This is a genomic window from Spirillospora sp. NPDC029432 (assembly GCF_040703975.1).
Lineage (GTDB): Bacteria > Actinomycetota > Actinomycetes > Streptosporangiales > Streptosporangiaceae > Spirillospora.
Map to the genome: position 1 here is coordinate 213,765 of NZ_JBEZWH010000005.1, position 20,745 is coordinate 234,509.

Here is a 20,745-nt window from a genome sequence, read left to right on the forward strand (position 1 = left end):
CCGGCCGCCGCGGCGCGGCGGCGTACTGCCCGGGCGACCATTCTTAGGCGGGGCCGGAACATCTTTCTTGCGTACCGGGAGGTATTTGAACTCCCGAGGCGCGTGGGAGGGTTCCAAAAGGTGTGCGGTGGCGGACCGAATCCCGGAATCTCGACGTTCGGGGGGTCTGGCGCCTAGGTTGGTGGCATCACTCGGCGCGACGGAGCGGAAGGAGATGTCGACCGTGCAGGACGGCCCTCCCGAAACCACTGAAGGTCTTCCCCCGAAGATCAAGACCGACGTGCCGCATTCGGCGCGCATCTGGAACTACTGGCTCGGCGGCACCGACAACTACGAGGTCGACCGGATCGCCGGCGACGAGTACGTGAAGGTGTTCCCGCAGATCCAGGAGATGGCGCGCACCTGCCGCTACTTCCTGGCCCGGGCGGTGCGGTACCTGGCCGGCGAGGCCGGCATCCGGCAGTTCCTCGACGTCGGCACCGGGCTGCCGACCGTCGACAACACCCACGAGGTGGCGCAGCGGGTGGCCCCCGACTCGCGCATCGTGTACGTCGACAACGACCCGCTCGTCCTGGCGCACGCGCGGGCCCTGCTGACGAGCACGCCCGAGGGCGAGACCACCTACATCGACGCGGATCTGCACGACCCCGACAAGATCATCGAGCTGGCGAAGGAGCGGCTGGACTTCACGCAGCCGGTTGCCCTGATGCTGATGGGCATCACCGGGCACATGCAGGACGCCGAGGAGGCCCGGACGATCGTCCGCCGGCTGGTCGCGCAGCTGCCGCCGGGCAGCTACCTCACGCTGTACGACTGCACCGACGAGGACGTCTCGTTCAACGAGGCCCAGGACGGCTACGACGACACCGGCGCCGTCCCCTACGTTCTGCGCAGCCCGGAATTCATCAAAAGCTATTTCGACGGGCTCGAACCGGTGGAACCCGGGCTCGTTTCGGTCATGCGATGGCGTCCGGAAATCGACGTGTTCGATCCGTCGAAGGATTTCACAATGTGCGGGGTCGCGCTCAAACGCTAGCCTCGCGGGTACGGTGGGGGCACCGCCGCAATAGATCTCCCGGGGTCGTAGGTCGCACGCGGGACCGATGCGGAACCGGAAGCTATAGTGAAGTGGTCGTGCCCCCGGCCGCCACCATTTCGAGGAGCCGCCTTGGCCTCCGTGACGACGACGAGCAGCGCGCCGAACGGCGGGCGGGCCACGCTGGTCCAGGGCGATCCGCTGGTCCCGAGGATGCTGCTGGGAAAGCGACTCCGTGATCTGCGCGAGGAGGCGGGCCTCACCCGCCTGGAGGCGGCCGAGGGGATCGGCTCCCACGACTCGAAGGTGATCAGGCTGGAGGCCGGCCGCAGCGGCGTCCGGCGCGAGGACGTCATCGCGCTGCTCACCCTGTACGGCCTGCCCGACCAGGGCGAGTGGGCGACGCTGCTCGCGCTCGCCGACGAGACCGGCGCCCGCCCGTGGTGGTACGACCTCCGCGACGTCGTCGCCCGGTACGAGCGCCGCTACTTCAGCGCCGAGGAGGCGGCCAAGCTCGTCCGCTGCTTCGACGACCAGTACGTCCCCGAGCTGCTGCAGACCGAGGCCTACGCGCGGGAACTGCTCGCCAACGGCCTCGCCGCCGCGTCCGGGCGCGCCGCGGACCGGCGGATCGAGCTGCTGGCCAGGCGGCAGCGCCTCCTGCGCCGCCGGCCCCGCCCGGTGAACCTCTGGGCCGTCGTGCACGAGGCCGCCCTGTGGCGGGCGGTCGGGAACGCCGAGGTCATGCGCGCCCAGCTGGAGCACATCAAGAAGATCGCCGAACGGCCCAACGTGACCGTCCAGATCGCGCCGTACGACGCCCGCCGCGCGGCGACCGGCCCGCTCACGCTCGTCCGCTTCCCGCAGGCGCACCTGCCCGACATCGTCTACCTGGAGGGCCTCGGCACCGCCCGCTACCCGAGCCGCCCCAAGGAGATCGAGAGCCACTGGCACGTCTTCAACACGCTGGTCACCGAGGCCGACCCGCCCGAACGCACCCGCCACATCATCGACGGGGTCCTGGCCACCTGCTGATCGAACACATGTTTGACCCGCTGGGTATGTTGGAGGCATGAGCAGCGCTTTCCAGGGCTCCCTCCTCGACTGCTGGGACGACCCGCGCCCGCGCGCCCTCGGCGCGTCCGTCCGGCGGACGCCGCTGGCGCACGGGGCCTGGATCGACCTCCGTCGCGGCTGGATGGCGGGCGCGGACGCCCTGTTCGAACGCCTCGCGGAGACCGTTCCCTGGCGGGCGGAGAGCCGCCGGATGTACGACCGCGTCGTGGACGTCCCGCGCCTGCTCGCGTTCTACGACGTGACCGACCCGCTGCCCGACCCGTCCCTCGATGAGGCCAAGGACGTCCTGAACGCCCACTACATGGACGAGCTGGGCGAGCCGTTCCGCACCGCCGGCCTCTGCCTCTACCGCGACGGCCGCGACAGCGTCGCCTGGCACGGCGACCGCATCGGCCGCGGCCGCGACCACGACACGATGGTCGCGATCCTCTCGGTCGGCGCCACCCGCGCCCTGCACCTGCGTCCCCGTTCCGGCGGTCCCGCCCTCCGGTACGAGCTCGGCCACGGCGACCTGATCGTCATGGGCGGCAGCTGCCAGCGCACCTGGGACCACGCGATCCCCAAGACCGCCCGCCCGACCGGCCCCCGCATGAGCATCCAGTTCCGCCCCCGCGGCGTCCGCTGACCCCCGGCCTGAACACGATGTATCTTGATCTCAAACGCGACATATCTCAAGGAATCCCATGCGCCTGCGAGATCTCTTCTTCGTCACCGGCACCATCGAGGACGCCCCCACCCCCGTCACCAAGCGGATGCTCCGCCTGCGCATCAACTGCCCGACGCAGTCATGGACCCCGGGCCAGCAGATCCGGATCAGCGTGGACGGCCTCCTGACCCGCCGCACCTACTCCATCTGGGACGGCGACGAGACCGGCCTCGAACTCCGCGTCCTCGACCACGGCGACGGCCCCGGTGCCCGCTGGGCCCGTACCGCCCGCCCCGGCCAAGAGGTCGTCTTCACCAAGCCCGAGGGCTCCTTCGTCCCCCGCCCGGACGCCCCGTACCACCTCTTCGTGGGCGAGGAGACGGCCTCCGTCCCGTTCGGCCCCATGCTCCGTTCCCTGAACGGCTCCCCGCACCACGCCGTCATCGAGGTGGACACCCCGGACGACCGCCTCCCCTTGGAGAACGTCCACTGGCACTACCGTGAAGGCGCCCCGGCCGCCTCCTCGGATACCCTCCTGAACGCCGTCCGCGACCTGTCCCTGCCCGACGAACCAGGCGTCGCCTACGTGGCCGGCGAGGCCAAGACCATCCAGTCCGTACGCGCCCACCTGGTCAACGACCGAGGCTGGCCGAGACGCACGATCCTGACCAAACCGTTCTGGACCCCCGGCAAGAAGGGCATGGAGTGACCCCGGCCTCCGACACGACGTCCGAGGAGAGCGTGCGCCGTCCCTAGTCGGCTACCAGGGTGGCCGCGAGGCGCAGCAGTACGGCACATCGATGAGGGCGGGATCGACCGCCTCTCCTCGCGCCAGGTGCGCGTCGTACGGCATGACGAGAACGGCGGGGTGGCCCGCAGCCGCTCCTCCGCCGTCCGGTCCCTCCCCGGCATGACGACGGCCACGGCGCACAGCGTCAACCGCCCCGGCCATCGAGATCCGCTCCGCCGTGAAGTGCGCGATAGCGCCCAGGCTGCCTTCTGAGATAGAACATCACTCGTGAGTGACCCTGTGGAGTTCGACCGCCGGGTACGGGCGGCAGCCATGGCTTGGCTCGACGCTCGGCGCACGCCGGACGAACCGGTGATCAGGCGGGACGAACTCATGAACTTCATGTTCGAGGGCGCACGGATCGGGCTGGTTGACCAGAGCAGAGGAATCCGTAAACCCCGCAACCTGGTGGCCGCCCTGTCCATCCTGACGACTTTTACGCCGTCGCAGCAGAAACCTCCGTACGAGGATCGTCCAGGAAAAGACGGTCTGCTTCGTTACAAGTACCGAGGCAAGGATCCGAACCAGTCCGATAACGTTGCTCTACGTAGCGCGTACGAGTTGCAAGTGCCGCTGATCTGGTTCTATGGCGTGGCCACCGGCCTTTATATTCCCTTCTACCCCGTATGGCTTATTGCTGATGAGCCCGAGATGCTCCAAGTTGTGGTGGCGGTGGATGAAGCCCAAAGGGGACTTCTCAGTGCCGGGTTGGAAAGCGTGGTGCAGCGTCGTTACGTGGAGCGGATGACGAAGCACCGAGTCCATCAACCTGTCTTCCGTCAGCGAGTGATCCAGGCATACGAAGTCAGTTGCGCGATGTGCCGGCTCCGCCATTCTGGCCTGCTCGACGCTGCACACATCTTGCCTGATCGCCATCCGGACGGTGTTCCGAGCGTGTCAAACGGGCTCGCACTCTGCAAGATCCATCATGCTGCGTACGATCAGAACTTGATCGGAGTCACCCCGGACTTCGTCGTTCAGGTCAGAAGCGGAATATTGCAGGAAGAGGACGGCCCCATGCTCCGTCACGGTATTCAGGATATGCATGGCACGCGCCTGCATATCCCGCGCAGGCGAAGCGATCAGCCTGATCGGGAAGCGCTGGAGGTCCGGTACGCTGCCTTCGCGCAGGTCGCCTAGGAGATTAAGCGCTCACCGTGCGCCCGATAAAACCCTGATCAGAGTGCGTTGCCATGGCGCTGCCATTGAGACAGTTTATGGTGCATGCGGTGATAACGAACATGCTCGAGGTTTATTTCATGTTTGCGGGTGAGAGGCCCTATCTCCTCGTCATCCGATTGGTCGATAAGTATGAAGTCATCCGTGATGACTATGGCGCCGTAGGCGAAGAGGTCGCGGTGATTGGAGCACACGCATAGCATGTTGTCCAGTGAGTCGGGCCCCCGATGTGGCAACTCTAGGGCACGTATATGAAAGACCGATGAAAAGCGTAGTCCGCCCGGCACTTCAAGGATTTCGCCGCATACCTGGCAAGCAAAATCATAAATGTTCTCGAGTTCGCGGACCAGTTGTCGGTCTGTGTAGCCGCCGGACGGCAACTTGCTAAGTCCACCGAATGCGAGATCGCGTCCTCGGTGTACGGACTCGTTGTCCGCGTCATTCTGATTGACTTTTTCGAGTCTAAACTGTAGAACCTGTGGGCCATCGACGCCGGGCGTGGTCCAGTAGTCACGCACAGCGTAGAGGCCGTCGTACGAGTATCCGGTGTCAGGAGAGAACTTAGGATTCCCGGCCGATCCGCGCACCACTCGAACGGGCATATCAACTAGCAGGCTCTTCAAGAGGGCGGCATTTCCAGAATCGTTGAGTGTCTGGTCTCTAATTTGGGCTCCTGTGTCGGGATCCCGCCCTCCATGGCCGGTATACAGGATGACGTCTCCGTAGTCTCGGTCATCCTTATACCCTCCGGAAACGACGATCGATTCGGCGCCACCCTTAGTTGCCGTCCCACAGATGCCAGCTTGAAGTGGGCGGTGTATTCCTTCATCATGTAGTGCGCGCCGATTTGTAAACCAGTTCTCCCGAGTTTCCCTGGCGATCTCTCCGAAAGTGGTATCCCCGTTTCCTTTGCGTGCACGGTTGCGAAAGATGGCCAGGTCTCCGCCGTAACCTTTCTCTCGCCGCTGCGGGCTGGGCATTCCCTGCTCTTCTAGTGCTTGTCTGGCCGCCGCGTATATCGCGTCCATGCTGAGGAGACTTGGTTCTCCAGGTATCCCATTCTTGATGAGATCAAATATTTGGCCGCTGAAGACCGTATAAGTGTGACCGGCGTCGGACATTCGGTTCTCTGCGGTCGACGCGAGCAAGTAGGTTCCCTGGAGCGCCGCGTTATCTGCAAGGCGACTCGTTGAATCTGATGCATCCATCTGATTGAGTGCCTGGCCGCTATAGCAGCAGTCAAGTATGACGATGATCCGTTGGGCCGCACTCTCGCGGAGCTCATCTCGAATGTGATTGAAGGCCACTGACCTGTACATCCGTTTGCGGTCAGATCCTACGAGAGCAAGATACAGGTCGCTGCCTGTTGAGTGCAGCTTGCCGTGACCGGCAAAGTAAACAATAAGTACATCGGACGCCTCCGCTGCTGCCTCCGAGATTGGGTCCAGCATTTCTGCGGCCGAGGTGGGATTGGAAACCACGGTGCAGTGCTCTGGTGGCAACCCGCAGAGAAACGAGTCCTGCAGTAGTGCACTGAATTCTTCAAGGTTTCGCTGTACGGCCGGCAACTGAGAAAGGCTCTCGTAAGAGCTGGTTCCGACCAAAACTGCTCGTGATGTCCAGGCGTCTGGGAGCATCAGTTGCTTCCGTCGAACTCTTCGACGATCTTCAGGATCAGGTCTTTGTCTGCGTCAGGTACGACAACTTTCTTGTCGCCGATCTCGACCGTGACTTGGTACTCGCGACGCCTGTTATGGCGCCAATTAGCGATAGTATGGATGAACGCGGGAAACGCGAGAGTCCCTGTAACGGCCAAAGTGATCAGGTCCAGGCCGTCGCCCATCTTGCCCTCTAGCGGGCCTTCGGTGGCGAGGTCAAGTTCGACGTTGCGGCGAATCTCCGGCTCCTGACGGAGCCAGGTATAGAGGGACCGCAGCTCCTCGTCAGCGTATCTTCCATCGATGCGTACCTTGATGAGCACGGCCCCTCCTTAGGCGATCAAGACGATCGCTACAGGATGATGCCAGCTCGGGGAGCTTGTGGTGAGTTATTTCGTATGTCCGTTTGATGTGATGTGGGGTGGATCGCGGAGGAAGCGATCTATCGCGGCCGCGCTCCAGGTGACCCCTACCGGAAGGGTGTCATGCGATCCGCGACCGTTCTCCTTGGTTAGAACGATCCATAGCGACGACTTCAAAGCTGGAGTGCCTCATGTACCAGTGCACCGTCAATCGAGGCTCTTCCGGCAGGGTCAGTGGGCGGTCAGCGGAAGCGATGCACTGCAGCAGTGCTTGCGTTGGCCAGTCCACAGGTGGCCGGCACGGCGCAGCAAGGTGGTGTGTCTCGCACGCCGACATGCCCCTGGCCTGGGCGTCAGGTCCGCGATGGGTTGGCGTTCCGTCATGCGATGGTGCCGTTCAGTAGGCAGAGGGCTCGGGTGAACGCGGTGGGGTCGGCGGTGGCGAGGGAGTCGAGGAGACCGTCGATTGTGGACGAGCTGATGTGGAGGCGGCCTGTGGCTCGCCAGGTGCCGTGAGTGTCCCGGCTGAACGTCCACAGTGGGAACAGGCTGCGGAGGAACAGGAGTAGGACGTCCTCGTCCATGGGGTGTGGTCCTGTCTCGGGGAGTGGCCGTCGCCGGTCAGATGGAGTACGGGAGCGCAGTCTGTTCGAGGGTGCGCACGACGCTTTCGGCGGCTTCCTGGAGGTCGATGAGCGGGTGGCTGGCGTAGGTGCGTGTGTCTGACCGCCAGGAGAAGGACGCTCGCTTGACCCAGACGATCAGGTCTTCGACGGTGACGACGGATATGCCGGTGTCATCGCTGCGCCGGGCGCAGTCGAGGCCGCGGGATTGGAGGGTGAGGGCGAGTCGCTGGGCGGCGAGAGCCGGCGGGATGGGCTGCTGGGGAGTTGGCCAGTGGGCAGGAAGCGGCAGGGTGAACCAGGTGGCCTTGCCGGGGGTCGGTGTGGGGTTGAGCCGGGAGCGGGACGGGTGGCAGCCCCATGTTCTGGCGAGGGTGGCGACGATTCCGAGGCCCCGGCCCTGTTCGTCCAGTACGTGGCTTGGTGATGGTGCGGGGAGAGCGTCGCGGCAGGTGTCGAAGACCGCGACCAGGAGGTCGTGTGTGGGGCGCGTTCGGGCCCAGATCCAGAGTTCGGGGCCGGTGGGAGGCCGTTCCGGATGAGTGTGGAGGTGCGCGTTCGTGGCCAGCTCGCTGATCGCCAGCGCGCCATCGTCGATCGTCGGCTGAGGGAAGCCGAGGGCCTCCATCGTTCGAGTCAGGGCCGACCGTGCCTGCGAAGCACAGCACGCGGCTGAAGAGAGTCTTTGCAGATAGATCCCGCCGTATGGCAGGTCAAGGGGGTTGCCGGGGGACACCGTTGCCTCCAGAAGGCGTTGGTTGAGCCACCTTGCCCGTGGGCAAGCCCGCAGCTTGGCGCGAGACATTAGCTCAGCGGGAGGTCACGAACAGTGACCGTCTGGAGACAGGATGCTCGAAGGCGGCTCAATTCGCAATACCTATTTTGAGTCGCGTACGATTGATGTGGTAATGAGTGTTTTCGCTCTGTGATCGAGCGTGTGCTCTACGATCGTTCACCGCGCGGGCGAGGGAGGAAGCATGACCGAGGGACCGCAGAGTCCGACCCTGCGGCGCCGCCGTTTGTCCGCCGAGTTGCGGAGTCTGCGGGACCAGTCCGGGCTGACAGCGACCCAGGTGGCGAAGCGGCTGGACTGGCAGACGAGCAAACTCACTCGCATGGAGCGGGGCGAATGGCAGCGTCCGAACCCGCGGGACATCGTTGATCTGCTGAACGTGTACGGGGTCGTCGACGAGCGGCAGCGGGAGACCCTTGTTGTTCTGGCGAGGCAGGGACGCCAACGTGGCTGGTGGCATGCCTATAAGGACATGCTCAGTGAGCGATACAGCACCTACATCGGTCTGGAGATCGAGGCTTCATCGCTGCGTACATTCCAGCCGTTGATGGTGCCAGGTCTCTTGCAAACGGTGGACTATGCGCGTGCGCTGATTCTGGACGGCCCGGCCGAGATTACTGCGGAGGAGGTCGAGCGTCGGGTCGATATTCGTGCCGAGCGCCAGAAGATACTCGTGGGGCCGCGCCCACCGGAGTTGTCGGTCATCCTGGATGAGGCGGCCATCAGAAGGCGAGTCGGTGACGGCGAGATCATGCGCTCGCAACTTAAGCATCTACAGGATGCGGCTGCTCTTCCTCATATTGGTGTTCGAGTCGTTCCCTTCGAGGCCGGAGCGCACGCGGGCATGACAGGAGCGTTCTCGATCCTCTCGTTCGCCGAGGATCGCGATCCTGACGCGGTCTACGTGGAGACGATCGCCGGTGAGCTCTTCATTGAGGAGGCGGAGGAGGTGCAGAGCTACCAGCTGGCCTTTCGCCGCCTGAACGCTGTGGCGCTCACGCCCCGCGATACGCTGAGCATGATTTCCGCCATGGCGGCGCAAGTGTGACGCATGGATAGAGGGGCTCGGTGATGTACTCGAACTCTGATCGTTCGTCCCCTATTTCCTGGCGCAAGAGTTCTTACAGTGGCCAGCAGGGAGAGTGTGTCGAGCTCGCATCTGTTCCTTCTTCGAAGGTTGCTGTCCGAGACAGTGTGGACCCGACTGGCCCGGTATTAACCTTCAGTAAGCGGCAGTTGGGACTGTTCTTTATGGAAGTTAAGAAAGGGTCCATCGCTCCACCTTGATAGTGAGGCAACAAGTGTGGAAGAGGCTGCACTGAGCGAGGAACGCTGCACTGGATAGCAGCTTTGACGTGCTCGTTCGTGTCTCCAGAGCCCTGACGCGAACCTTCCCCCTTCTCGATCTTCGGCGGTCTCGCGTGCGGCGGGGACCACGTGCGTCGAGGTTGCCTTGACGTCTCCGGTCGTCCTCGCCGTGCGGGACACGCAGGTCATGCGGGTCGGTTGCTGGTGTTCAGTTGGGGTGCTCGCTGTTCTCTCCTTGGGGAGATCAAGAGCGGGGTGTTCGGGCTGTGGTGAGTGGTGGTGTGGATCGTTCGTGCCCTGGGGGGTTGTACGGGCTAGCGTTGGGGCGGTTCTGCTTGTTGTAGGTGGAGGAGAGGCCGGCGGTGGCGCGTTCTTGGCTGTCGATCCGGGTGGAGTTGGTGTCCGGGCATGGGGAGGCGTTCTGGCCTCGGCCCGGCAGGGTGTTCGCGGCGGCTCGGTCGCATACGTTCGCGCAGCTCGGTGAGGCGATCGATGTGGCGTTCGCGCGGTGGGACATGGCGCATCTGCACATGTTCACCTTGGACGGCGGGACGCCGCTCACGCATACGGCCATGTGGGACGGGGAGGCGCCCGAGGGGGCGCTGGACAGCGATCTGACGAGTCTCAGCCGGTTGAAGGCGGGCGAACGGTTCGCGTACGTCTTCGACATGGGGGACGACTGGGCGCATCTCTGCACGGTCGGGGACGAGCGGATCGACCCGATGGAGGAGGTCGGTTCCGTGCCCGGCCGGCCCGTGCCCTATTGGGGTTGGGGTGACATTCCGGATCAGTACGCCCGGCGTTGGGAGGGCGACGGTGAGGAGGACGCCGCGCCGAAGCCGCCGGACGTGCCGTTCGTGGATCTGCCGCCCATCCTGCCCGGGTGGGGCCGCTGAACGGTCACGCCGGGGCCAGCAGCCAGTCGCCGGGGAGGGCCCGCCGGACCTCGTCCAAGGCCGAGGACGTACGGGCGCGGACCCAGAGCCAGGCGTCGGAGTCGTTGCGTATCAGGACGTCGGGGCCGGTGTACCAGCGCACCGGTGGGGCGGAAGGCGTCGCCCACATCGGGTAATCCGGGATGGGCAGGCGGGTGTAGCGGAGTTCCAGGGCCTGGAGGGCGGTTTCGGAGGGCTCCTGGTTGTCGCTGAGGGAGTCGTCGTTGAAGAGGGTCTCGCTGAGGACCATCTCGATGGAGGCGAGCGAGAAGCGGGCGAGGAACGGCCGCCAGGGGACGGGCGCGGCGTACGGGGCGTCCGGCCGGTAGATGACGGACGGGTCGTCCAGGTGGAGTTCGTGGACGGGGATGCCCCAGTCGGCGCATCCCTGGTTCTCCACGCGGAAGACCAGGGCTTGGCCGTCCTCGTCGAAGTGCAGTTGGCGGGGCGCCAGGAGGCGGTCCTGGTTGCTGGTGAGGTCGTCCCGGCGGCCCAGCAGCGTGTAGAGCCGGCGTACGGCTTCGGAGAGGCGCAGGCCGAGGGCGGTTTCGGCGGCCTGGAGTTCCTCTTCGGCGCAGCCGTCGTCGTGGTTGAGCGGGGACGTCCAGGCGGCGGCGAAGCCGCGGAGGAAGTCCCAGGTCGTGTCGGGTTCCTGGAGGGCGGCGGCGAGGTCGGGGGCCATGCGCCCGACCTTAGGTCCTGGTCCAGGGGGCGGACCAGGACCTAAGGGGTCACTGGAAGTCGGTGGTGTGGTCGGTGGCCCACTGGGCGTAGGTGCGGGCGGGGCTGCCGGTGATCCGTTCCACTTCGGGGGAGATGTCGGCGGGGCGGTCGACGGAGTCGGCCTGGATGCGGATCAGGGATTCGGCGACGGCCGGGGGGATGTGCTCGGCGGTCATGGCTTCGACGGCGGCCTCCGGCGAGATCTCCTCGTAGCGGACCGGGCGGCCGATGGCCTCGCCGATGAGGCGGGCCTGGTCGGACTGGCTCAGGGACTCGGGGCCGGTCAGGAGGGGCCTGGCGCCGATGAGGGTGTCGGTGGTGAGGGCCTCGAAGGCCACGGCGGCGATGTCCGCCTCGTGGATCGGGGCGAATTGGGCGCGGGCGTACGCGCCCGAGACGGTGCCGGTCGCGCGGATCTGGGCGGCCCAGCTCAGGGTGTTGGACGCGAACGCGCCGGGGCGTACGAACGTCCACTCCAGGCCGGACGCCTCGATCTCGCGCTCGACCTCCAGGTGGTGCAGGCCGATGGTGTTGTCGGGGTCGTCTTCGTCGGCGGCCGCCAGCGAGGACAGCAGGACGACGCGGCGGACGCCGTGGCCGGCGGCGCGGGGGAGGAGGTCGCCCAGGCCGGTCCAGAAAGCGGCCGGGTTGACGAAGATCGATGTGATGCCGTCCAGGGGCAGGTCGGCGGTGGGGGCGACCTCGACTCCGGCGGGCATGCGGGCGGTGGCGGGGGTGCGGCTGAGGGCGCGGACCTTGTGGCCCGCGGCGGCGAGCCGTTCGACGAGGGGACGGCCGACGGTTCCGGTGGCACCGGTCACCAAGATCATGACTTCTCCTCGGGTGTGGGGAATCGCCAGTTTCATCCAAACGGTTGAAGATGTCAAACATCCGGATGGATGAGACCCTGGACTACGATGAGCGGCGTGGAGAGGACGACGCGGCGGTCGCCGCGGGGCGAAGAGCGCAAGACGGACGCCGAGCGGTCGCGGCGGCTGCTGCTGGACGCGGCGCTGGAGGAGTTCGCGGCCAAGGGGTACGCGGGCGCGCGCGTCCAGGACATCGCCGACCGGGCCGGGGTGAACAAGCAGCTCATCAGCTACTACTTCGGCGGCAAGGCGGGGCTCTACCAGGAGATCGGCCGGCGCTGGCTGGAGCGCGAGGAGGAGATCAACGACCCCGAGATGCCGCTGGAGTGCATCTGGGTGCGCTACCTGGAGGATGCCCTGGCCGATCCGCGCGGCGGGCGGCTGAACGTGTGGCGCGGCCTGACCGAGGACCTCGCCGAGATCGAGGATGTTCCGCGCGAGGACCTCTCCACCCTGCGGCACCGCCAGCGCGAGGGTGAGCTGGCGGACGACCTGGAGCCCGAGGCCCTCATGCTGATGATGATGTCGATGGTCACGCTGCCGACCGTGATGCCGCACATGGTGCGTTCGGTGTACGGGCTGGCGCCGGATTCGCCGGAGTTCAAGGAGCGGTACGCGGAGCAGCTGCGCCGGATCGCGCGCCACCTGTCCGGCCGCTGACCGGCGGGGGGCGTTCGGCTCTCCTTCTAGAACGGATCAAGCCGCTCCATGGTGGTGCGTTTTGCCTGGTGAGCGGAAGGGATGTCTGTGGCCGCCGGGCCGGGACGGGACCTCACCGGTACGTTCCGCGCGCCCGCGGCCCGCGGGCGCGGTCGCCCGATGGGGACATCGACTTCTCGTTCTGGAGGCATGCGGATGGGCGAGGCCAAGCGGCAGCGCGACGGCGGCAAGAAGGACGCCCGGCCGGAGGATCTGCCCTCGACCGAGTACGCGGCGGAGATGCACGACCTGAGCAGCGGCCGGAGGTCCGCGCCCGACGGCGCGGCGGCGAAGGCGAAGAAGTACGAGGAGCCGATCTACAAGGAGCTCCACGTCTGCCAAGGATTGGGCGCGTGCAAGGGGTTCGACATCGACGGCGCGGCCTACATGGCCGGGACGGGGAACTGCGCCACCGTACGGCATGTCTGCCACGGCGAGGGGCAGTGCCGGGGGCAGGGCGGCTGCGGGTACGCCGGCGACGACGCCCAGCAGTTCCGTCCCGGCGAGCATGACTGCCGGTTCAACGGCAGCTGCGCCAGCCCGATCAACGTCAGCCGGGTGTTCTGCGCGGGCCCGCTGAAGGGCAAGAGCGTGTGGAAGCAGGCGCGGCGGCAGATGGAGGCCCGGATGTACCGGGCGGGCCTCGCGTTCGGGCCGTCGCCGGGGGAGGGCATCCCGGACGATCTGATCCCCCGGTACGACCTCCGCGACGTCGATCCGGACGCCATCAAGGACCCGCCCCTCCCGGAGGGGCCGCGGACCTCGGACCCGGTGCCGATGCCGCCGCGGCAGGGGCCCGCCCGCCGGACCGGGAAGTGACGGCGCCCCGCCTGGGGCACGAGGCGCTCGGGTTCGGCGTCGGGCTGCGGACCCCGCATTTCGAGCACATCCGGCGGCACCGGCCGGCGGTGGGGTTCTTCGAAGCGATCACTGAGAACTTCATGGACTCGCGGGGCGGCCGCCGCGCCGCCCTGGAGGAGATCGCCGACCGGTACCCCGTCGTCCTGCACGGGGTGTCCCTGTCGATCGGCAGCACCGATCCGCTCGACCTCGGCTACCTGGCGCGGCTGCGGGACCTGGCCGAGGCGGTGGGCGCCGCGTGGGTGTCGGACCACGTGTGCTGGACGGGCGTCGCCGGGCTCAACACCCACGACCTGCTGCCGCTGCCGTTCACGGAGGAGTCGCTCGCGCACGTCGTGCGCCGGATCGGCGCCGTGCAGGACTTCCTCGGCCGCCGGATCGTGCTGGAGAACCCCAGCAGCTACGCCGAGTTCGCCGGTTCGACGATGAGCGAGCCGGAGTTCCTGGCGCGGATGGCGGACGAGGCGGACTGCGGGCTCCTCCTGGACGTCAACAACGTCCACGTGTCCGCGTTCAACCACGGGTTCGACCCGGTGGCCTACCTGCGGGCGCTCCCGCCGGAACGTGTGGTGCAGGTGCACCTGGCCGGGCACACCGACTACGGCACGCACATCATCGACACCCACGACGCCCCGGTGGCCGGCCCGGTCTGGGAGCTGTACCGGCTCGCGGTCGAGCTGGCCGGGGACGTCCCGACCCTGCTGGAGTGGGACGACCGGCTGCCCGCGTTCTCCGTCCTGGAGGCCGAGCTGGCCAAGGCCCGGCGGGCGGCCGCGGAGGCCCGCGGTGCCTGAGCGGTCGGAGCTGGCCAGGCTGCAGCGGTGGATGCAGGACGCGATCCTCGCTCCCGGCGGGCCGACGGAGGCGGCCGGGAGCGTCCTCACCGCCTCCGGGACGATGACGGCGGAGCAGCGGCTGGGCGTGTACTGGCGGGGCTACCGGCTGCGGTTGCTCGAGGGCATGCGCGGCCTGCACGAGGGGCTGTGCCACCTGCTGGGGCGGGAGACGTTCGACGCGTTCGCCCTCGCGTACCTGGAGGCGTGCCCGCCGCGCACGCCGACCCTCTTCCGGCTGGACGAGGGATTCGCCGACTACCTTGAGGCCACCCGCCCGGACGCCGGCCGGCCGCCCGGGGAACCCGGGTCGTGGACGCAGACGCTGATCGACCTGGCCCGGCTCGAACGCCTCTTCACCGAGGTCCTGGACGGGCCGGGCACCGAGGGCACCGCCGTCCTCGGGCCGGGCGACCTGCCCGCGGATCCCGCGCGGCTGGCGCGGCTGCGGCTCGTTCCCGCCCCGTGCCTGCGGCTGCTGCGCGCCTGCTTCCCCGCCCACGAGTACCTGCGCGCGGTACGGCTCGGGCGGGACCCGGAGCTTCCCGCGCCGCGCGCCGTCCATCTGGTGCTCTCGCGCACCGACCACGCCGTCACCGTCTCCGAGGTCGATCCCGCCGCCTACCGGGCGTTGAGCGCGCTCGTCCGGGGCGCCACGGCCGGCGACGCGCTGGACGAGGCGGGGGCCGGCGCCGAACAGGGGCTCGCATGGCTGCGCCGATGGGCCGGCCAGAGGTTCTTCACCACGGTCACCACGGACATCACGGAAGGAACGACACGATGACGATGACGACGGAGCCCCAGGTGGCCCTGATGGTGCCGGTCAGGACGCTGGCGGTGGGGCGGCCGATCCCGGACGTCCAGGCGCTGGCCGACCATCTGCACGTCGCCGCGCAGGTCGAGCTGTCGACCATCCCGCTCTACATGTACGCCCTGTACTCGATCAGGACCGACGGCTACTCGCAGTGGTCGCCGCCGCTGGGCGTGCAGCGCACGCTGACCGGGATCGTGGTGGAGGAGATGCTCCATCTGGCGCTCGCCCGCAACCTGATGATCGCCATCGGGCACGGCGACGCCATCAAGTTCTACGACCCGGACTTCATCCCGAAGTTCCCCAGCGCGATGCTGAACCGCTACAAGCCGGGGGACAAGCCCACTCCCACGATCCCGCTGCACCTCAAGAGCCTGAGCACCGAGCATGTGGGCACGTTCCTGCGGGTGGAGGAGCCCGACCACGTCGACTCGAACGCGGCGTACTTCGAGGCGCACCCGAACGATCCCGGGCAGTACACGAGCCTCGGGGCGTTCTACCGGGCCATCGAGAAGGCGTTCGTGGACGCCGACGCCAAGAAGGAGATCGACTGGTCCCGCGCCCAGGTGGACAAGCAGTACGACCGGGGCTTCTGGAACCAGTTCGGCGGCGGCAAGCCGGTCCGGGTCGACAGCCTCAAGACCGCGAAGCAGGCGCTGGAGATCATCGTCGACCAGGGTGAGGGGGCCACCGGCGACCACAAGTTCACCCCTTCCAACCCCGCGAATCCGCGGCCGGGGTTCGAGGAGTTCAGCCACTACGAGAAGTTCCTGCGCATCAAGGAGCACATCGAGGGGATCGGCGCCGGCAACGGTGAGGCCGACTACGCGGTCCCCATGGACAGCGCCGAGGCCGTCTGGCCGCTCCTGACCGATCCGACCGTCAAGACCCTCGCAGACGCGCCGGCGACGCTGAGCCTGCAGAACCTGTTCAACGCGTCGTACTGCTACATGCTCCATCTGCTCGACGTCCTGTTCGCCACCTCCGTCAAGGACGTGCGCAAGGAGGTGGTGCCGGGGACCAGGCGCATCGAGCTCTTCAGCCACCGCTACGCGCTCGAACGCAACGTCATCGCCGCCATGCAGGGCATCCTCTACCCGATCGCGCGGATGCTGGTCGGCTCGACCATCGACGCGGGCAAGTTCAAGGGGAAGCGCACCGGCCCGTCCTTCGAGTACTACAAGTTCGACGATGCGTCGGGGAAGTCGAAGAAGCAGCAGCTCATGGAGCTGTGCGAGAAGGCGATGCCGCACTTCCCCGAGCTGGGCGGTGAGGACGGCGTCCAGCGGCAGATCCGGCTGATCGTCGATGCCTGAACGAGGGGCGGGTGGGCGGTCGCCGATAGGTAGGTGTTCTCCTACGTTTGACAGGTAGGGAATCACCTACCTAATGTGGGGCGCATGAACATCACGCATGTGCGGCTGCTGACCGTTCCGGTGTCCGACCAGGACACGGCGAAGGCGTTCTACACCGGTGTGCTCGGCATGGAAGTGCTGGCCGACCGGGAGATGGGGCCGATGCGCTGGCTCCAGGTGGCTCCCAAGGGCGCCGCCACCAGCATGGTGCTGGCGAACCACCTGCCGGACATGGCGCCCGGCGGCGTCCAGGGGCTCATCCTGGAGAGCGCCGACCTGGACGCCGACTGCGAGCGCCTCCGGCAGGCGGGAGTGGACGTCCAGGGGCCGCAGGACCTGCCCTGGGGGCGGCAGGCCACGTTCGGCGACCCCGACGGCAACGGGATCGTGCTCTCCGCCCCGGACGGGCGATGACCGGCAGGGCCGCGACGGTCGACGTCTTCGGGGCGCTGGCCAGCCCGGTACGGCGCGACCTGACCGCGCTGCTGCTGGACGGGCCGCGCTCGGTGAACGAGCTGGCCGCGCACTTCGCGATGAGCAGGCCGAGCGTCTCGGAGCATCTGAAGGTGCTCAGGGACGCCGGGCTGGTGACCGAGCAGCGCAGCGGCAGGCGGCGCATCTACCGGCTTGAGGCGGAGCCGCTGATGGAGCTTTCACGATGGCTCACACCGTACGAGCGGTTCTGGCGGCAGAAGCTCGCCGGCCTGCGCGAACTGCTGGACGAGGAACCGGACGAGCCGGAGACCGAGGAGGAGCACGATGAGCGGTGAGCGTACGTCGATCGAGGTCGAGGAGTTCCTGCCGCATCCGCCCGCCAAGGTCTGGCGCGCGCTCACCGATCCGGACCTGCTGGCCCGGTGGCTGATGCCGAACGACTTCAAGCCGGTCGTCGGCCACCGATTCACGATGACCACCAAGCCGATGCCGCACCTCGGATTCGACGGGATCATCCCGTGCGAGGTCCTGGAGCTGGACCGGGAGCGGCTGATGCGGATCAGCTGGCAGGGCGGCACCCTGGACACCACCGTCACCTGGCGGCTGGCCGCCGAGGGGCGCGGGACCCGGCTGTTCATCGAGCACGCGGGCTTCGACCTCGACGATCCCGTCCAGGCCGCCGCGTTCCAGGGGATGAGCAGCGGATGGCGGACGGGCGTGCTCCGGTCGCTGCTTCGCGCGCTCGACGAGGCCCCGTAGGGCGCCGCCCGTCCCCCGGCCTCAAACGGCCATATGGCCGCTTCCCCGTGGCGAGCTGCATCTTTTCCTGGAAACCCAGCATCTAACCAGGAAACGACACTTTCCACGGGGGAGAGCCATGCGACGCTCCTTGCTGGTCGCCGGGGTCGCGGCCGGGATAATGATCACCGGCTGCGCGGCCGATCCGCCGCCGCGGAAGACGGCGAACGCCTCGGCGGCCGAACGCTTCGCCGGATACGCCGGAGTCGTGAACGAGACCGGGAACTTCCTCGCCGTCGCGGTCCTGGACGGCAAGGCGCGCGCCTTCGTGTGCGACGAGCAGGACGAGGCCTGGTTCGAGGGCTCGGTCGCCAAAGAGGGCATGGTGACGCTGCTGGCGGCCAAGGACCGCAAGCCCGCCGGGTTCTTCAACACCCTGCAGGGCGAGGGCACGTTCTGGATCGAGGGGCGGCTGCGGACGTTCAAGGCGGCCCCGGTCGACAGGACCGCCGGGCTGTACCGGGCGCAGTCGGCGAACGGGCAGCTCGTCGCCGGCTGGGTGCTGCTGCCGAACGGCGACCAGGTCGGCGTCGCGACCCGCAACGGGGTCAACCAGCCCGCGCCGCCCATCAAGCCCGGCCAGGGAACGGTGACCATCGGCGGCGAGCAGGTCCCCCTCAAGTCCGGGCTCCAGCAGCTCAGCAGCGGTGGATAGGCGGATCGGGCCGTACCGGCTGGAGCGGCTCCTGGGAAGCGGCGGAATGGGCGTCGTCCACCTGGCCCGCGGCCCCGGCGGCGAGCGCGTCGCGCTGAAGGTCATGCACGCGCAGTGGAGCGCGCACCCCGAGTACCTGGAACGGTTCCGGGACGAGGCGGAGGCGGCGCGGCGGGTGGCGCGGTTCTGCACCGCGGCGGTGCTGGACGCCTCGTTCGGCGACCCGTCGTACCTGGTCACCGAGTACATCGAGGGCGAGACGCTGGCCGCCGCGCTGGCCCGGGACGGGGCCCTGGACGGCGGGCGCCTGGAGTCGGTGGCGGTCGGCACGGCCGTGGCGCTGGGCGCGATCCACCGGGCGGGCATCGTCCACCGGGATCTCAAGCCCAGCAACATCATCCTGTCGCCGTACGGGCCGAAGGTCATCGACTTCGGCATCGCGCAGATCGAGAACACCGAGGGCCGGACGGGACCGTTCGTGTTCGGGACGCCGCCGGTCATCGCGCCGGAGCGGTTCGAGGGGCACCGGGCGACGGCGGCCTCGGACGTGTTCTCGTGGGGCTGCGTCGTCGCGTACGCCGGAACGGGGCGCTGGCCGTACGGGAGCGGCGCGCTGGAGGCCGTCCACTACCGCAGCACGAACCGCCCGCCCGACCTGGACGGCCTGGACGTGCGGCTCGCGCCGCTGGTCAGGGCGGCGCTGGCGCCGGACCCGGCGGCGCGCCCGACGATCGCCGAGCTGCTGGACGAGATGACCGGCTCGGGCCTCCAGATCACCCAGGCGATCGACCTCGCCGACCTTCCCCGTCCGGACGCCCAGGGGGCGGGTGGGGCGGGCACGGGCGAGGCGGGCACGGCGCCGGCCGGCCGGGCGGCACCGCGGGACGCGACCGAGGCGCCGGCCGGGCGCAGGTGGTGGGCGCGGCGGAGCGTGCTCGCCCTCGGCGCGGTCGTCGCGGCCGGTGCGGTGGGTGCCGCGTTCCTCCTGTGGCCGCGGCCGGCGGCGGATCAGGGGCTCGTCCGCCATGACGACTTCTCCGGGCGGTACTGGTGGCCGGAGGGGCGGTACACGAGCCCCGTCGCCGCGTCGGCGGAGCTGGCCGACGGGCGCTACCGGCTGACGGTCGCGAGCCAGGGCAACCTGCCCGCCTCCGCCAACGTCGACACGTCCCGCCACGATGACGTTCTCGTGTCCGCCAGGGCGAACGGGACCGGCGCGTACGGGGTGTGGTGCCGCGGCAATCCGCCCAGGCGGCCGACCGCGAAGTACGAGTTCCACGTGACCGGCACGGGCGAGGCCGCGATCGTCAAGCGGGCGCCCGCCGGGCAGGGGACCGACCTGTCGCCGTTCCGCCGCGCCTTCACGCCCGCCGCCACCAACCACATCGAGGCCCGCTGCCGGAGCGCGCCGGGCGGCGGCGTGCGCCTGAGCCTCACCGTCAACGGGCGGCACGCCGCGGCCGCGACCGACACGTCCGCCCCGCTGGGGCCGGGTGCCGTGGGCGTGCTCGCCCATGCCCGCGGCGTTCCGGAGGCGGCGGCGGGGTTCGACACGTTCACGGTCGAAGTTCCCTGAAGCGTCACTCAGACGACGCGAGCGGGAGCGCTGCGTAGTCGTTATGATCACCGCTGGATTTCAGCGGACGTTCGCGACGACTAAGGCGGAACAGTGACAGAAGCGGAGCAGCCCAGCAAGAAGCCCACGGCTGGACCGGTCGAGGAGAGGAAGCCCGGGGGACGCAGCTGGGGGCGCGTGGCGGGCGCCCTGGCCGGCGGCGCACTCCTGATGTTCATCGGCTGGGGCATGTTCAGCGACGACTACAGGGAGCCGCAGCGGGCCCTCAGTGAGGGCGTACCGGGACGGTTCACGCTGTACGACTGCGCGAGTTCCCGAGGGAAGACCGCCTGCGGCGGCTCGTTCCGCAGCGACGACGGCAAGGTCGTACGGGAGGAGGTCTCGCTCCCCAACAAGCACGACGCCTCGGGGCTGGAGCGGGGCGAGTCGTTCCCCGCCTACCTGCGCCCGCGCAAGGACGGCGAGTACGGTCCCGAGGCGCTCGCCCGATCGGACGCCGAGGGCCGTTCCAACATCACCCAGAAGGGCGTCAGCACGGCCGCGTTCGGCGTGATCGGCGTGATGGTGCTGGGCTTCGCCGTGCGCGGCGCGGTCCTGAAGCGGGGCGGGACCGGCTGGTCGGGCACGGGGCTCGTCCTCGGCACGGGCGTCGTCCTCAGCATCGGGACGTACGTCGTGGCGTCCGTCATGGGCAGCGGCTTCTGGGCCTGACCGCCGCGGCCC

The 20,745-nt window shown here is 68.1% G+C and carries 24 protein-coding genes; 19 read left to right on the plus strand and 5 right to left on the minus strand.

Annotated features, from left to right (window positions below; genetic code table 11):
- The first annotated feature begins 214 nt into the window (after window positions 1-214).
- The 5 genes from AB0881_RS06100 to AB0881_RS06120 all read left to right on the plus strand — a co-directional run bounded on the left by AB0881_RS06100 (window position 215) and on the right by AB0881_RS06120 (window position 4,689).
- Entirely contained in the window at window positions 215-1,036 is an 822-nt protein-coding gene (locus tag AB0881_RS06100; RefSeq protein WP_366614637.1) for an SAM-dependent methyltransferase, read from the plus strand.
- A gap of 141 nt (window positions 1,037-1,177) precedes the next feature.
- Complete coding sequence (locus AB0881_RS06105; protein WP_366614693.1) at window positions 1,178-2,071, plus strand: helix-turn-helix transcriptional regulator; 894 nt, start codon at window positions 1,178-1,180, stop codon at window positions 2,069-2,071.
- A gap of 37 nt (window positions 2,072-2,108) precedes the next feature.
- Window positions 2,109-2,738: an alpha-ketoglutarate-dependent dioxygenase AlkB gene (locus AB0881_RS06110; RefSeq protein WP_366614638.1), complete on the plus strand. Its 630-nt coding sequence runs from the start codon at window positions 2,109-2,111 to the stop codon at window positions 2,736-2,738.
- A gap of 58 nt (window positions 2,739-2,796) precedes the next feature.
- Entirely contained in the window at window positions 2,797-3,468 is a 672-nt protein-coding gene (locus tag AB0881_RS06115) for a siderophore-interacting protein (protein WP_366614639.1), read from the plus strand.
- Between the two features lie 309 nt (window positions 3,469-3,777).
- A complete protein-coding gene (locus tag AB0881_RS06120; protein ID WP_366614640.1) occupies window positions 3,778-4,689 on the plus strand; it encodes an HNH endonuclease in 912 nt (303 codons plus the stop codon).
- A gap of 38 nt (window positions 4,690-4,727) precedes the next feature.
- Here the strand turns inward: AB0881_RS06120 and AB0881_RS06125 are convergent, their stop codons facing one another.
- The 3 genes from AB0881_RS06125 to AB0881_RS06135 form a co-directional block, all read right to left on the minus strand.
- Window positions 4,728-6,365: a YDG/SRA domain-containing protein gene (locus AB0881_RS06125; protein WP_366614641.1), complete on the minus strand. Its 1,638-nt coding sequence runs from the start codon at window positions 6,363-6,365 to the stop codon at window positions 4,728-4,730.
- Window positions 6,365-6,709, minus strand: coding sequence for a hypothetical protein (locus AB0881_RS06130; RefSeq protein ID WP_366614643.1), 345 nt, complete (start codon window positions 6,707-6,709; stop codon window positions 6,365-6,367). Before AB0881_RS06130 ends, AB0881_RS06125 begins: the two co-directional genes overlap by 1 nt.
- Window positions 6,710-7,369: 660 nt before the next feature.
- A complete protein-coding gene (locus AB0881_RS06135; RefSeq protein ID WP_366614645.1) occupies window positions 7,370-8,176 on the minus strand; it encodes an ATP-binding protein in 807 nt (268 codons plus the stop codon).
- A 172-nt stretch (window positions 8,177-8,348) separates the two neighbouring features.
- On the opposite strand from AB0881_RS06135, the gene AB0881_RS06140 reads away from it, so the two are divergent.
- The 3 genes from AB0881_RS06140 (at window position 8,349) to AB0881_RS06150 (ending at window position 10,368) form a co-directional block, all read left to right on the plus strand.
- The gene (locus AB0881_RS06140; RefSeq protein WP_366614647.1) at window positions 8,349-9,212 is read left to right on the plus strand and encodes a helix-turn-helix transcriptional regulator; all 864 of its coding nucleotides are present in this window, start codon (window positions 8,349-8,351) and stop codon (window positions 9,210-9,212) included.
- A 23-nt stretch (window positions 9,213-9,235) separates the two neighbouring features.
- Window positions 9,236-9,451: a DUF397 domain-containing protein gene (locus AB0881_RS06145; RefSeq protein WP_366614695.1), complete on the plus strand. Its 216-nt coding sequence runs from the start codon at window positions 9,236-9,238 to the stop codon at window positions 9,449-9,451.
- 365 nt (window positions 9,452-9,816) lie between these two features.
- Complete coding sequence (locus AB0881_RS06150; RefSeq protein WP_366614649.1) at window positions 9,817-10,368, plus strand: hypothetical protein; 552 nt, start codon at window positions 9,817-9,819, stop codon at window positions 10,366-10,368.
- 4 nt (window positions 10,369-10,372) lie between these two features.
- Here AB0881_RS06150 and AB0881_RS06155 read toward each other — a convergent pair whose 3' ends face one another.
- Together AB0881_RS06155 and AB0881_RS06160 are read right to left on the minus strand one after the other, a co-directional pair.
- The gene (locus AB0881_RS06155; protein ID WP_366614651.1) at window positions 10,373-11,089 is read right to left on the minus strand and encodes a hypothetical protein; all 717 of its coding nucleotides are present in this window, start codon (window positions 11,087-11,089) and stop codon (window positions 10,373-10,375) included.
- 49 nt (window positions 11,090-11,138) lie between these two features.
- Complete coding sequence (locus AB0881_RS06160) at window positions 11,139-11,960, minus strand: NmrA family NAD(P)-binding protein (RefSeq protein WP_366614653.1); 822 nt, start codon at window positions 11,958-11,960, stop codon at window positions 11,139-11,141.
- A 96-nt stretch (window positions 11,961-12,056) separates the two neighbouring features.
- Between AB0881_RS06160 and AB0881_RS06165 the strand changes: the two genes are divergently transcribed.
- The 11 genes from AB0881_RS06165 to AB0881_RS06215 all read left to right on the plus strand — a co-directional run bounded on the left by AB0881_RS06165 (window position 12,057) and on the right by AB0881_RS06215 (window position 20,733).
- A complete protein-coding gene (locus AB0881_RS06165; RefSeq protein WP_366614655.1) occupies window positions 12,057-12,659 on the plus strand; it encodes a TetR family transcriptional regulator in 603 nt (200 codons plus the stop codon).
- 195 nt (window positions 12,660-12,854) lie between these two features.
- Entirely contained in the window at window positions 12,855-13,517 is a 663-nt protein-coding gene (locus AB0881_RS06170) for a hypothetical protein (protein WP_366614657.1), read from the plus strand.
- Entirely contained in the window at window positions 13,514-14,353 is an 840-nt protein-coding gene (locus AB0881_RS06175; protein WP_366614658.1) for a DUF692 domain-containing protein, read from the plus strand. Before AB0881_RS06170 ends, AB0881_RS06175 begins: the two co-directional genes overlap by 4 nt.
- The gene (locus AB0881_RS06180; RefSeq protein WP_366614660.1) at window positions 14,346-15,176 is read left to right on the plus strand and encodes a DNA-binding domain-containing protein; all 831 of its coding nucleotides are present in this window, start codon (window positions 14,346-14,348) and stop codon (window positions 15,174-15,176) included. The genes AB0881_RS06175 and AB0881_RS06180 overlap by 8 nt, the downstream gene beginning before the upstream one ends.
- On the plus strand, window positions 15,173-16,519 hold the full coding sequence (locus AB0881_RS06185; RefSeq protein ID WP_366614662.1) for a ferritin-like protein: 1,347 nt from the start codon (window positions 15,173-15,175) through the stop codon (window positions 16,517-16,519). Before AB0881_RS06180 ends, AB0881_RS06185 begins: the two co-directional genes overlap by 4 nt.
- An 84-nt stretch (window positions 16,520-16,603) precedes the next feature.
- Window positions 16,604-16,972, plus strand: coding sequence for a VOC family protein (locus tag AB0881_RS06190; protein ID WP_366614664.1), 369 nt, complete (start codon window positions 16,604-16,606; stop codon window positions 16,970-16,972).
- Window positions 16,969-17,328 (plus strand): metalloregulator ArsR/SmtB family transcription factor, encoded by a 360-nt coding sequence (locus AB0881_RS06195; protein ID WP_366614665.1) that lies wholly within the window; start codon window positions 16,969-16,971, stop codon window positions 17,326-17,328. The genes AB0881_RS06190 and AB0881_RS06195 overlap by 4 nt, the downstream gene beginning before the upstream one ends.
- Window positions 17,318-17,752 (plus strand): SRPBCC domain-containing protein, encoded by a 435-nt coding sequence (locus tag AB0881_RS06200; RefSeq protein ID WP_366614667.1) that lies wholly within the window; start codon window positions 17,318-17,320, stop codon window positions 17,750-17,752. The genes AB0881_RS06195 and AB0881_RS06200 overlap by 11 nt, the downstream gene beginning before the upstream one ends.
- Window positions 17,753-17,870: 118 nt before the next feature.
- On the plus strand, window positions 17,871-18,446 hold the full coding sequence (locus AB0881_RS06205; protein ID WP_366614668.1) for a hypothetical protein: 576 nt from the start codon (window positions 17,871-17,873) through the stop codon (window positions 18,444-18,446).
- On the plus strand, window positions 18,439-20,022 hold the full coding sequence (locus AB0881_RS06210) for a serine/threonine-protein kinase (RefSeq protein ID WP_366614669.1): 1,584 nt from the start codon (window positions 18,439-18,441) through the stop codon (window positions 20,020-20,022). The genes AB0881_RS06205 and AB0881_RS06210 overlap by 8 nt, the downstream gene beginning before the upstream one ends.
- Before the next feature lie 93 nt (window positions 20,023-20,115).
- A complete protein-coding gene (locus AB0881_RS06215) occupies window positions 20,116-20,733 on the plus strand; it encodes a hypothetical protein (protein ID WP_366614671.1) in 618 nt (205 codons plus the stop codon).
- Window positions 20,734-20,745: the final 12 nt, after the last annotated feature.

Excerpts from the sequence above, each read along its gene's own strand:
- AB0881_RS06100 (WP_366614637.1), top strand. The coding sequence starts at position 215 with ATGTCGACCGTGCAGGACGGCCCTCCCGAAACCACTGAAGGTCTTCCC.
- AB0881_RS06110 (WP_366614638.1), top strand. The coding sequence starts at position 2,109 with ATGAGCAGCGCTTTCCAGGGCTCCCTCCTCGACTGCTGGGACGACCCG.
- AB0881_RS06115 (WP_366614639.1), top strand. The coding sequence starts at position 2,797 with ATGCGCCTGCGAGATCTCTTCTTCGTCACCGGCACCATCGAGGACGCC.
- AB0881_RS06125 (WP_366614641.1), bottom strand. The coding sequence starts at position 6,365 with ATGCTCCCAGACGCCTGGACATCACGAGCAGTTTTGGTCGGAACCAGC.
- AB0881_RS06135 (WP_366614645.1), bottom strand. The coding sequence starts at position 8,176 with ATGTCTCGCGCCAAGCTGCGGGCTTGCCCACGGGCAAGGTGGCTCAAC.
- AB0881_RS06140 (WP_366614647.1), top strand. The coding sequence starts at position 8,349 with ATGACCGAGGGACCGCAGAGTCCGACCCTGCGGCGCCGCCGTTTGTCC.
- AB0881_RS06145 (WP_366614695.1), top strand. The coding sequence starts at position 9,236 with ATGTACTCGAACTCTGATCGTTCGTCCCCTATTTCCTGGCGCAAGAGT.
- AB0881_RS06155 (WP_366614651.1), bottom strand. The coding sequence starts at position 11,089 with ATGGCCCCCGACCTCGCCGCCGCCCTCCAGGAACCCGACACGACCTGG.
- AB0881_RS06160 (WP_366614653.1), bottom strand. The coding sequence starts at position 11,960 with ATGATCTTGGTGACCGGTGCCACCGGAACCGTCGGCCGTCCCCTCGTC.
- AB0881_RS06170 (WP_366614657.1), top strand. The coding sequence starts at position 12,855 with ATGGGCGAGGCCAAGCGGCAGCGCGACGGCGGCAAGAAGGACGCCCGG.
- AB0881_RS06185 (WP_366614662.1), top strand. The coding sequence starts at position 15,173 with ATGACGATGACGACGGAGCCCCAGGTGGCCCTGATGGTGCCGGTCAGG.
- AB0881_RS06190 (WP_366614664.1), top strand. The coding sequence starts at position 16,604 with ATGAACATCACGCATGTGCGGCTGCTGACCGTTCCGGTGTCCGACCAG.
- AB0881_RS06195 (WP_366614665.1), top strand. The coding sequence starts at position 16,969 with ATGACCGGCAGGGCCGCGACGGTCGACGTCTTCGGGGCGCTGGCCAGC.
- AB0881_RS06200 (WP_366614667.1), top strand. The coding sequence starts at position 17,318 with ATGAGCGGTGAGCGTACGTCGATCGAGGTCGAGGAGTTCCTGCCGCAT.
- AB0881_RS06205 (WP_366614668.1), top strand. The coding sequence starts at position 17,871 with ATGCGACGCTCCTTGCTGGTCGCCGGGGTCGCGGCCGGGATAATGATC.